The 11,008-nt window shown below is 59.4% G+C and carries 8 protein-coding genes and 1 pseudogene; 5 read left to right on the top strand and 4 right to left on the bottom strand.

Translation table 11 applies throughout. The annotated features are described in order from the left end of the window. From Q7O77_RS09120 to fdhE, 3 genes are all read left to right on the top strand, one after another. Window positions 1-690, top strand: a 690-nt coding sequence (locus Q7O77_RS09120) for a glutamine amidotransferase (protein ID WP_304166036.1), incomplete at its 5' end; no start/stop codon positions are given. Between the two features lie 68 nt (window positions 691-758). Next, window positions 759-1,094: a DUF2002 family protein gene (locus Q7O77_RS09115; RefSeq protein WP_304166033.1), complete on the top strand. Its 336-nt coding sequence runs from the start codon at window positions 759-761 to the stop codon at window positions 1,092-1,094. Between the two features lie 410 nt (window positions 1,095-1,504). Continuing rightward, window positions 1,505-2,431: a formate dehydrogenase accessory protein FdhE gene (gene fdhE, locus Q7O77_RS09110; protein ID WP_304166030.1), complete on the top strand. Its 927-nt coding sequence runs from the start codon at window positions 1,505-1,507 to the stop codon at window positions 2,429-2,431. A 58-nt stretch (window positions 2,432-2,489) separates the two neighbouring features. On the opposite strand, the gene Q7O77_RS09105 is transcribed toward fdhE, so the two are convergent. Together Q7O77_RS09105 and Q7O77_RS09100 are read right to left on the bottom strand one after the other, a co-directional pair. Further along, window positions 2,490-3,680, bottom strand: a complete 1,191-nt coding sequence (locus tag Q7O77_RS09105) for a multidrug effflux MFS transporter (protein WP_304166028.1) — start codon at window positions 3,678-3,680, stop codon at window positions 2,490-2,492. Then, complete coding sequence (locus tag Q7O77_RS09100; protein ID WP_304166025.1) at window positions 3,677-4,279, bottom strand: TetR/AcrR family transcriptional regulator; 603 nt, start codon at window positions 4,277-4,279, stop codon at window positions 3,677-3,679. The genes Q7O77_RS09105 and Q7O77_RS09100 overlap by 4 nt, the downstream gene beginning before the upstream one ends. A 702-nt stretch (window positions 4,280-4,981) precedes the next feature. On the opposite strand from Q7O77_RS09100, the gene Q7O77_RS09095 reads away from it, so the two are divergent. After that, a complete protein-coding gene (locus tag Q7O77_RS09095) occupies window positions 4,982-5,998 on the top strand; it encodes a Ppx/GppA phosphatase family protein (protein WP_304166022.1) in 1,017 nt (338 codons plus the stop codon). A gap of 83 nt (window positions 5,999-6,081) precedes the next feature. Here the strand turns inward: Q7O77_RS09095 and ggt are convergent, their stop codons facing one another. Continuing rightward, a complete protein-coding gene (gene ggt, locus Q7O77_RS09090; RefSeq protein WP_304166019.1) occupies window positions 6,082-7,845 on the bottom strand; it encodes a gamma-glutamyltransferase in 1,764 nt (587 codons plus the stop codon). A gap of 196 nt (window positions 7,846-8,041) precedes the next feature. Further along, window positions 8,042-10,318 carry a molybdopterin-dependent oxidoreductase gene (locus tag Q7O77_RS09085; protein WP_304166016.1) on the bottom strand — a complete coding sequence of 759 codons (2,277 nt, stop codon included), beginning with the start codon at window positions 10,316-10,318 and terminating at the stop codon, window positions 8,042-8,044. Window positions 10,319-10,703: 385 nt separating this feature from the next. Here Q7O77_RS09085 and Q7O77_RS09080 point away from each other — a divergent pair. Beyond that, a pseudogene (locus tag Q7O77_RS09080) lies at window positions 10,704-11,008 on the top strand (histidinol-phosphate aminotransferase family protein); the annotation flags it as partial.

Below are 11,008 nucleotides of genomic sequence, written 5' to 3'. Positions count from 1 at the left end.
GAACCGCCTGCGCCTATCGCCGCCGACGTCGGCCAGCAGTCGGACTGGTTTCGCAGCGCGCTGGCGCCGCTGAAACTCGGCGAACTGCTGATTGTTCGTCCCGACTTGAATGAGACGCTGCCGCCGCCCTCTGCGCTGAGCGCCGCGATAGTGACCGGTTCGTGGGCGATGGTCACCGACCGCTTGGATTGGAGCGAACGCACAGGGGAGTGGCTACGGCTGGCCGTGGACGAACAGCTGCCGCTGCTGGGCGTGTGTTACGGACACCAACTGCTGGCGGATGCACTGGGCGGAACGGTGACCGATAATCCGCAGGGGAAAGAAGTGGGGCTGGAAACCGTGTCGCTCAAACCGGCGGCGGCACAGGATGCGTTGCTGTCCGAACTGCCGACGGAATTTAGCGCCTATCTGACGCATCTTCAGTCGGTCGTCACACCGCCGCCGGGCGCGCAGGTGCTGGCGTCATCGGCGCTGGATGGCTGTCAGATCCTGCGTTATTCGCCCACGACGTTGTCCTTCCAGTTCCATCCGGAAATGGATGCGGGCGTGATGAACGCCTGTCTTAAAAACAATCGCCAGCCGACGCTGACGGCACCGGAGGAACCCCGTTGGGCGCGTCGCCTGCTGGTGGAATTTGTGCGTCAGGCTCGGTTGTCGCGGGCCGCGGCGGCAGAGGCAGGTTCGGAGTAGTCCGGTTGTCCTACGAATTCAGTGAGTTATGGTCACTCCCTCAGATTAGCGTAGAGGGAGGACAATTGATGTATTTACGCCCTGATGAAGTGGCTCAAGTATTTGAGAAAGAAGGATTTACTCGCGATACCGTGACGGACAAAGCCTATGGATTCTACAAAGGCGAACACTACGTTTATGTGAATCGCGAGGCCAGAATGGGGCGTACCGCCGTGGTTATCCACCCCAGTCAGGGGGCGAAAAGTCTGAAATACGCCCATCCCGCTGAAACGCTGCGCAGCAGTCCGGCCTATGAGCGCTTCCCGCTCGACCCCGAGTCTGAAACACCGTCTTATATAGGCATCCCGCACGGTTTCACCTCGCGCGCCATGTTGTCTCGCTATCTCGAGCGCATGTTCGGCTGATTCGCCTGCGGTGAGCCACCGGCTCGTCGTTCTGTCGATGGGCCGTGAGCGATTCGCGGCCTGCAAAGCCCTCCGACTCAATAGGCAATGTTTTGAACGTCTCTCCGACGACACGCGCAGGTTTGGCAGGGGAGTGAAATGCCTCCCCGCTGACGACGACCGCACCGCGACAATATCCCTTCCGCACGACGCTTCTGCGCCACAAAACCCTCACCGCCACGCGAAAACGGTTAAAAAGGTAAATTCGTCCTACACTTAAAGCGATACGGTCTATGTTGCACCGGATTGTTCCAGCGGCCGGCGCCGCGGGGAACGAATATCGCAGGTGGGGTATACTCCCCTTGGAAGCGCGTCGTTCTGGCTGATTACGGCCAGTCCGTCACTGTCACTACAACCGGAAAAGAACCCTGATGAGTATTCATATTGTTCCTCAGGAACAGCCAGCAGGCGAGGCGGCGACGTCCACACTGGGAACGGTCCCGTCGTTGCTGTTCGCCAATCTGAAAAGTCTGTACAGCGGCCGCGCCGAACGGCTGCGTCTATTGGCGGATAACCACCCGCTGGGCGACTACCTGACGTTTGCCGCTCAGGTGGTGGAAGCGCAGCAGCATGTTCAACACGACCATCCGTTGGCGATGGACTTCACACGCCTTGTGCAAACCGGCGGACAGCCGCCGTTGGATGCCGCGCATTTTCGGCGCGATGCGCATTGGCTCACGCTGTTGCAAGCGTTGATTGAAGAGTTAAAGCCGCAGATGAGCGGCCAGATTCTTAGCGCGCTGGAAAATCTGGAAAAGATGTCTGGACCGGAGAAGGAAGCGCTGGCCGATGCGCTCTTCAGCCAGTCGTTTAGCGCCGAGAGCAATGACAAAGCGCCGTTCGTGTGGGCCGCGTTGTCGCTGTATTGGGCGCAAATGGCCAGCCAACTGCCCGGTCAGGTGCTCCCGGAAGAGGGCGAACATCGCCAGTTCTGTCCGGTCTGCGGCGGCATTCCCGTGTCCGGCGTGGTACACATGGGGGCGGAAAGCGGCCTGCGTTACCTGCACTGCAACCTGTGTGAAACAGAGTGGCACATGGCGCGCGTGAAATGCAGCAACTGCGAACAGTCGGAACAGCTAAGTTACTGGTCGTTGGATGACGATAATATGGCGTCTCATCAAACGGAAAGCTGTGGCGATTGCGGCACCTACATCAAACTGCTCTATCAGGAGAAAGACTGCCGGGTGGAAGCGGTGGCGGACGATTTGGCCTCGCTAGTGCTGGATATCAGAATGGAAGAAGAAGGTTTCTTTCGTAGCAGTATCAATCCCTTTCTGTTCCCGGAAAGCGCTATCTGAAACGCGGAAAGGGAAGCCGACAACGCCCTGTCAGCAGGGCGTTGTCGGGCGGAGCGCTTTAGGCCGCTCGGTTTTTAACGACCAGCAGCACGTAAGACAGCACCGCCAGCCCATAACACCCAAGCATGACCAGTGCCATCGACGTGGCGCTGGTGCCCGCCAGCCCGGTCAACGGGACGCTCAACGCCCCCAGCGCGAACATACTCAGACCAATCAGCGCTGACGCGCTCCCCGCCTGATTTCCCTGACTTTGCATTGCCAGCGCGGAGGCGCAGGGACCAATCACACCGATCATCGCGACGGCGAAAAACAGCGGCACCAGAATCCACATCAGCGACGCCTGCGTCAGACCGGCGACGAGCAGTATCGCAGAGGCCAGCACCGCCATCGTCAACCCCACGCGCAGCACGCGCTCTTCCTGGTGATTTCGGCTAAAGCGCGCGGACAGCTGTCCGGCGATAATCAGACCGATACCGTTCAGGGCGAAACACAGGCTGAAGGTCTGTGGACTCAGTCCGTAGATTTGCTGTAAGACGAACGGCGAAGCGCCGATATAGGCGAACATGCCTGCGCCTGACAGCCCTTGCGCCAGACACATTCCCATAAACTGACGTTCTCGCAGCAACCCGCCGAGTGACGACAGCATCGCGCTCAGGCCGCCGCTAATTCGCCGCTCTTGCGGCAACGTTTCTCGCATCTTGAATGCCGACAAGAGCAGTAACAGCATCGCGACGACCGCCAGCGCGACGAAGATGCCGCGCCAGTCGGTGAGGCCCATTAGCGCACCGCCCAGCACTGGCGCAAAGATCGGCGCCAACCCGTTCACCAACATCAATAAGGCGAAAAAGCGGGTCAGTTCATGTCCGGCGTACAGGTCGCGGGCCACCGCGCGCGACAAGACGGCGCCGCCAGCGCCAGCAATCCCCTGTAAAAGACGCGCCGCCAGCAGCTGATGGATATCGGTGGCTAGGGCGCACCATATCGATGTAGCCAGCAGCAGCGCCAGTGAAAACAGCAGGGGACGCATTCGGCCGAGCGCATCGCTGAGCGGACCAAAAATCAGCTGGCCGCCGCCGAGTCCCAGGAGTCCGGCGGTCAGACTGAGCTGCGCGGTAGACGTGTTGGTACTGAGCTCGGTCGTCAGCTGAGGCAGGGCCGGGAGATATAAATCGGTACACAGCGGGCCGAGTGCGGCCAGCGAACCCAGCATCAGCGCATAGCCAAGACGGGTAGGGGAGTGGGTTTTCATAAAGCCTCATCTTCCGAAAAAAGCAGTGTGATGATGTGTTGATAGAGCTGATGTAATTCCGCCCGCGGAGCGGAAGACGCCAACAGCGAGCGCGTGGAAGTGCCTTGCACCAGCGCGGCCATCAGTTCTACTCGTGCGGCGATAGACGCCTGGGAAAGCCGAGGATAGCGTTTTTGCAGCATCAGGCAGGCCTGATTGAAGATACGTGCGTCGGCGGCTTTGAGGATCTCCGCCACACGCGGATTACGGCTGGCCTCGGCCGTAGCTTCCAACATCAATGCGTTGTCGTCGCTGTAGTGGTACACCTCATCGTAGGGCGCATTGCCGACCAGAATGTCCGGCATGCGCGCGGTGTGGTTCAAATCTCGTTCCAGCGGCGCGATCCTGGCTTCCGCGATGCGGTAAACCATCTCCTCGATAATCGCATCCTTGTTGGTGAAATAGCGGTAAATCTGCCCGACGCTCAGTTCAGCGACGCGGGCAATTTCCGCCATCCCTGCGCCGTGAAAGCCTGCCCGGCGAAAACACTGGCGCGCGGCGGCGATGATGCGATCTTGCCGCTCGCGGAAATGTTGATGTTTTGGTGTTTCTGACGGCATGGTTGGCTCCGACCGACACGCGGCTAGAGTAGGCTGCGGTCTATAAATAATAAGGCACGATAAGTATTGCCACGTTATTTTGCGTAAATTGAGAATGAACGCTCATTCTCAATTCGATGAAATCATAGGTGAGATCCTTGAATAAGGCAAGTTTCGCAACCTGCCGCGCTGGCGAAGAATCATCCTCTTTCCGGTGGGTTTTAAGCCAGTGATACCGGGCGTGCCGTGCAGTGACGAGGGCGGGGTTTTCCTCTATGCTTTTAATATCGTGTTGCCAAACAGCCGGCGAGCGGCGCGTTTCAAAATAGCGTGGTTCTGGTTAAGTGATTGTAAAAAAAGACGATTGAGCCCGCCGATATTTGTCTGCATGATGACAACGGGAATTTGACCCGCTCTCCGCCATATCGCATTATGGGCGCGCTTACGGGGGCCGTAGGACGGTGATTCCCCCGTCAGGCGGCCTTCGGGACGGTATGTCACGGTGACGTCATCACACAATGTGTTCGCAATGGCGCAAGATGAATGGCCTGCCACGCTCGTATTCATGAGAGCGCTGTGCGACCTGACATGCTCCCCGTTGGGGATCCAAAACAATTATAACCATCGCGCCGTATCCCAGATCCCGTTCAGTATGGCTGAAACGCTTGCGCAGCGTTGGGCGCTATTTCTGGCAGTGGGAACGGCCGAGATCAAGGGACTACCATGATAAAAGCTACACGCAGCCTGCTGGCACTTGCCGGCCTTTTTTTGAGTATCGGTTATGTACAGGCTTCAGACTGTATTGAAACCCGTGCCGGGTTCGACATCGGCTCCGGCACCACTAAAGCGATGGTCGCAGAGGTGGACGTCTGCCACGGCGTACTCGGCAATATCTTGTATCAGAACGAACAACCGGTAGGTTACAACGCGGATCTGGCGCGTTCCCTCAACGGCGAGTTGAGCCCGGCGATTGCCAACGAAGGGCTGGCGACGTTGCAGTCGCTGCTTCATGCGGTGAATCAGTGGCACCCGACCCGTATCAGCGGCGTGGCGACGGAGGTTTTTCGTTCCGCCAGCAACGGTGAGCAGGTCATCGCCGACTTCGAGCGCAACACCGGACTGTCCATCAAAGTCCTTAGCCAGGAGCAGGAAGCGCTGCTGGGATTTATGTCCGCGAAAGCCACGCTGAACCAACCCGCGCTGAGCAATAGCGACATTCTGGTGTGGGACATCGGCGGCGGCTCCATGCAGATGACCAGCTTCGAGCCGATCAACGGACACCTGCGGCCGGTGGTCTATCTGGGTAAGCTGGCGGCGGTCAGCCTGAAGGACATGGTCATTGATGTCTTCCAGAACAAGGATTTGCGGGCGGTCTCCTCACCCAATCCGGTCGGCGATCAGCTGCCGATGATCCTGCGTTTTGTCCGTTTCTACGCGACGACGCACGTCCGGCCCGAGATCCGTCTTGCCGCCGCGCGCAAGCTGGTCATCGGTATCGGCGGCGTACACAGCTACTCCATTTCCGGTCAGCTCGGCACGGGTCGTAACAGCTATCGTCTGGAAGAGTTGAAGAACATCATCGGTAAAAAGAGCCATATGGACGACTCGCAGCTACAGGGCAAATACAAAGCCACGGACGTGACGAATCTGCTGCTGGTTGAAGGCTTCATGGAGGCGCTTGATATAGCGGAAGTTCACGTGGTGAAAGCTAGCCTGATTCAGGGCGTTTTGCTGCAGTAATCGTTAAGCCTCGCTCAATCTACGCAGAGACCGCCGTTTGGCAATGCGCGGTCTCTGCGCCATCAACGTTTTGCTACTACTGTTCAGTAGCCTACCGCCGAACCCGCCGGTCGCCGCGAGTCATTGGCGCCATACAGATATCCTTCGCGTACTTTATCGGACACGGCGGAGTCGTTGCCTGAGTTGGCAGGCTCTACGCCCTGAATACCGGGCAGACCCACCATAATCAGTTCGGCCGCGCCCCAGGGCGTTTGTTCGATCATCTTATACCCGCGTTCCGTCAGCAGTTTCAGCGTATCGGCGGACAAGCCGTGGCGTTCATAATAAACCTCGTCCGGCAGCCACTGATGATGGATACGCGGCGCATCCACCGCTTCCTGCGGCGTCATCCCGAAGTCGATAATATTCAACGCCGCTTGCAGCGTAATGCTGATGATGCGCGAACCGCCGGGCGATCCCAGCACCAGGAAGATTTTGCCGTCTTTGGTGACCAACGACGGACTCATGGACGACAGCGGACGTTTGCCCGGCGCGATGGCGTTCCGCTCCCCCTGAACCAGACCGTAGAGGTTCTTTTCGCCGACTTTGGCGGTGAAGTCGTCCATTTCATCGTTCAGGAAGAAGCCGGTGCCGGGGGTGATCACCACGGCGCCGAAGCGTCCGTTGACGGTATAGGTGGTGGACACCGCATTGCCCTGATTATCGACAATGGAATAGTGGGTGGTTTCCGGTTTCTCATGCGGTTCCGTGCCGGGCGCGACCTGCGTCGACGGCGTGGCGTTCTCCGGCTCGATCTTGCTGCGGATTTCTGCGGCGTAGGTTTCGCTCAGCAGACGGTCGACAGGGTTGTGTACAAACGCGGGATCGCCCAGATAGGTATTGCGATCCATATAGGCGTGGCGCAGCGCCTCGGTCACCGTGTGGATCGCCTGCGCGGAGTTAAAGCCCATGCTTTTCAGGTCGTATCCTTCCAGAATGTTCAGCGTTTCGCACAGCGTGACGCCGCCGGAGCTCGGCGGAGGGGAAGAGATGAATTTGTAGCCCCGATAGGTGCAGCTAATCGGCGTGGTTTCCGTGACCGTATAGCGGGCGAAGTCCGCAGCGGTGATGATGCCGCCGCCTTTTTTCGCCGCCGCTTCGATTTTGCGCGGTAGCTCTCCCTTATAGAAGGCGTCGGGACCGCGATCGGCGATGCTTTGCAGGGTGCGGGCCAGATCTTTTTGCACCAGCCGGTCACCCGGCTGCATCGGCGATCCATCCGGGCGCAGGAAAAGGCGGGCCGCTTCCGGATCTTGTCGGAAACGTTTGACGGTGGTGTTCATGATATCGGTGTCGCCGCGGTTGAGGATAAACCCTTCGCGAGCCAGTTTGATGGCGGGCGCCAGCAGCTGCTGACGGCTCATCGTCCCGTATTTTTCACGCGCCGTTTCCAGCCCCATCACGGTGCCGGGCACGCCGACCGCCAGATAGCCATACAGGCTGGCGCCGGGCTTCACTTTGCCTTCCGCGTCCAGATACATATCGGCTTTGGCCGCCGCCGGGGCGGTTTCGCGGAAGTTGATGAAGGTGTCTTTACCGTTCGCCAGATGCAGGGTCATAAAGCCTCCGCCGCCGATATTGCCGCAACAGGCGTTCACCACCGCCTGGGCATAGCCGACGGCGACCGCCGCATCTACCGCATTCCCCCCCATTTTCAGGATATCAACGCCGACCTGTGAAGCCAGATGCTGCGAACTCACCACCATTCCCTGTTTCGCCTCTACGGCCGGAATGGAGACCGCATAGGTCGGTCCTACGGTGAGGATTCCCGATAAACTTAATGCCAACCGCCATTTTCCTGATGTCATCCCTAGCTCCTGTCGATGTCGTACCTACTCTGTTGGTTTTATGTCCGGCAATACCTTCACCGGTGATGAGACAGCATACGGAGCCGTCTCCGACGAGGGAACCATTCGATGCCATAAAAATGAGTGATGAGTGCCGGGACGTGGCAAAAAAGAGTAACGGCCCTCGTTGCGAGGGCCGTTGATGTCGATGAGGACGTCAGGCCGTGGTGGTTTCCGGCGCGGCGACCACCTCGACCAGGCAGCTCATGGCGTTGGGGCCTTGGGTGAGGGAAGAGGTGCCGATATCCAGCGTCAGCACGTTGGCATTGCCGGATCTTTCCACCGGGTCCCACTCCTTCTGTTCCCAGCCCGGATCGAACCATGCGCCGGTGGACATGATCACCACGCCCGGCGTGACGCCGTCGGTGATTCTCACCCCGCCGTAAATGCGTCCGCGCGCGTTATGGACCTCGACCTGCATGCCGTCGGCGATATTCCGCGCCGCCGCATCCTGCGGGTGCATATAGAGCGTCTCCCGTCCGGCCGTCATGTTGGCGGCGACCTGAGGCGTGCTGCCGAGCTGGCTATGCAGCCGGTCCGACGGCTGAATGGAGATAAAGTGAAGCGGCCATTGTTGCGCCGAGTCGGCCCCCAGCCACTCGACCGGCGGACGCCACTCGGGATGCGGCCCAAAGTCGTCGTAGCGGTAGCCCGCCAGCGTCTCGCTGAACAGTTCGATTTTGCCGCTGGGGGTCTTCAGCGCGTGCTGTTCCGGGTCGTCGCGGAACGCTTCGAAGAAGACGAAAGGCTTATCGTCCATCGGAATTTCGACGTAACCCTGACGCCAGAACGCCTCGAAATCCGGCCAGTCTTGCCCCGTCTCGCCCTGACGTTCACGGCACTGCTGATACATCATCGCCAGCCAGTCGCGCTCGCTGCGGCCCTGCGTGAATGCGTCGCCATAGCCCAGACGCTGCGCCAGCTCGCTGAAAATATCCACGTCGTTACGGGCGTGATGCTGCGGCGCAATGGCCTGATGCATGGCGAAAATGTAGCGATCGCGCGACGAACCGCCGATGTCATTGCGTTCCAGCGTGGTGGTGACCGGCAATACGATATCGGCCATGCGGGCGGCGGGCGTCCAGACGATATCCTGCACGACGACGGTATCCGGCTTGCGCCAGCCTTCCACCAGTCGGTTGAGCTGTTGGTGATGGTGGAACGGGTTGCCGCCCGCCCAGTGGATCAGATGGATATCCGGATAGGTATGCGTCTGACCCTGAAACGTATAGGGCTGGCCCGGCTGCAATAGCATGTCGGCGATGCGTGCGACGGGAATGATACTGCCGTGATTCGGCACAGAGGGCGAGGCCGGGGCGGGCGTGGCGATCCGCTCGTTGCCGACGCTATTCATCGAACCATGTCCGAACGAGAAACCGCCGCCGGGCAGGCCGACCTGACCCAGCATGGCGGACAGGGCGATCATCATCCAGTAAGGCTGTTCGCCGCGATGCGCGCGCTGTACCGAGTAGGAGCAGGTGATAAAGCTGCGCACGCCGATGAGCTGCTTCGCGAGCTGCGCAATCCGTTCGGCCGGAATACCGGTGATGGCGCTGGCCCACTCCGGCGTTTTGGGCGTGCCGTCAGCGCGGCCGTCGAGGTAGTCGCTGAGGGCGTCGTAGCCGACACAGTAACGTGCCAGAAACGCCCGATCGTCCGCGCCGAGACGGCGAATTTCGAACCCCAACGCCAGCATCAGCGCCACATCGGTGTTGGGGCGAATCGGTATCCATTCCGCATCGACGAACGCCGGGCAGTCGTCGCGCATCGGACTGATGTTGATGACCGGTATGCCTCGGGCCTTGAGCGTTTCCAGCGCGACTTTCAGCGTATGCTGCCCCGCGCCGCCGGAGGCCACCTGCGCGTTTTTCAGCGCCAGACCGCCAAAGGCGATGAACAACTGGCAATGGTCCGCCACGCTGCGCCATTCGGTGACTTTACCGGTGAGCGGGTGGAAGGTGCCGATGACGTAAGGCAGGAAGAACTGCGCCGCGCCCCAGCTGTAGTTACCCGCCTGATCGACCGCACCGCCGCCGGAGAAGTAGAAACGGCGCACCTGCGAGCGCGCGTGGTGATAGCGCCCGGCGGAGGACCAGCCGTAAGAACCGGCGAACAGACCGTCGGCGCCGTAGCGATCGCGCACGCGGCGGTTTTCGTCGGCCACCAGATCCAGCGCGACGTCCCAGTCCACTTCCACAAACGGCTCTTTGCCGCGCAGCGACGTGTCGCTGTTTTCCCGTTTAGCCAGCCAGGAACGGCGGACGGCGGGTTTGCGGATACGCTGCGGCGAATAGACCAGCGGCACGATGCTGTCGAGCATCGGCGACGGATCGGGGTCGGCGGCAAACGGCTCGCAGCCAATCAACCTGCCGTCTTCCACTACGGCCGTAAATGCGCCCCAGTGCGCGAGATGGGGGTAACGCTTTATTGTCATAGTGCCCTCGGAAAATCAGTAGTTTTTCCCTGCCGAAACGCGGGTATGTTGTGTCTGCGGATAATGATCCGGATAAGCAATTAACACGATGTTAACCGGATGGTAAAGAGGGACGGCGCTTTTTTAGTGCAGTCTGATATCGGTTAAGGTGCATGCGGTTGATTTTTAACCATCTTGGTTTTTGAGAAGAGACCACCGAAAGACCTTTGGACGCGCGTGTTGATGAGGGCAGCGGAAACGCCGCAGTACCAGTCTCACGCCCATATTCACTTCCCCAACGGCAGGCGAGAGCCTGTCAGCGCTAAGCCCGACATTTTTGGTGTAGGGTTGGTATAACCTTTGCTTGTGTAAAGTTGTGTATATTCACATAAGGGACCACAGGCACATGAGCGACATAACCCATATCAATCAAAAACGCCGTGAGATGTTCAAATATTCAGGGGCGTTACTCGGCGGTTTGGCGCTGGCAGGGCTGAACAAATCGGCGCTGGCTTCGTCTATCGCCGGCAGCAAAAGCGGCGATACCACCACGGAGTCGGTGATTCGCATCAATTACAATGAAAACCCGTTGGGGATGTCGCCTAAAGGGCAAGAAGCGGCCCGTCTGGCTATCGCCAAAGCCAACCGCTATCCCTACAAGGAAGAAGGTCAGCTGCAGGAAAAAATCGCCGGACTGCACGGCGTGGATAA

This window comes from Lonsdalea britannica, assembly GCF_946477055.1.
In the GTDB taxonomy this organism is placed as follows: domain Bacteria; phylum Pseudomonadota; class Gammaproteobacteria; order Enterobacterales; family Enterobacteriaceae; genus Lonsdalea; species Lonsdalea britannica_A.
Note: the sequence above shows the minus strand (reverse complement) of the source record. Positions and strands in the feature narration are given on the sequence as shown.

Coding starts and splice junctions, on each gene's coding strand:
- Q7O77_RS09115 (WP_304166033.1), top strand. CDS start 759: ATGTATTTACGCCCTGATGAAGTGGCTCAAGTATTTGAGAAAGAAGGA.
- fdhE (WP_304166030.1), top strand. CDS start 1,505: ATGAGTATTCATATTGTTCCTCAGGAACAGCCAGCAGGCGAGGCGGCG.
- Q7O77_RS09105 (WP_304166028.1), bottom strand. CDS start 3,680: ATGAAAACCCACTCCCCTACCCGTCTTGGCTATGCGCTGATGCTGGGT.
- Q7O77_RS09100 (WP_304166025.1), bottom strand. CDS start 4,279: ATGCCGTCAGAAACACCAAAACATCAACATTTCCGCGAGCGGCAAGAT.
- Q7O77_RS09095 (WP_304166022.1), top strand. CDS start 4,982: ATGATAAAAGCTACACGCAGCCTGCTGGCACTTGCCGGCCTTTTTTTG.
- ggt (WP_304166019.1), bottom strand. CDS start 7,845: ATGACATCAGGAAAATGGCGGTTGGCATTAAGTTTATCGGGAATCCTC.
- Q7O77_RS09085 (WP_304166016.1), bottom strand. CDS start 10,318: ATGACAATAAAGCGTTACCCCCATCTCGCGCACTGGGGCGCATTTACG.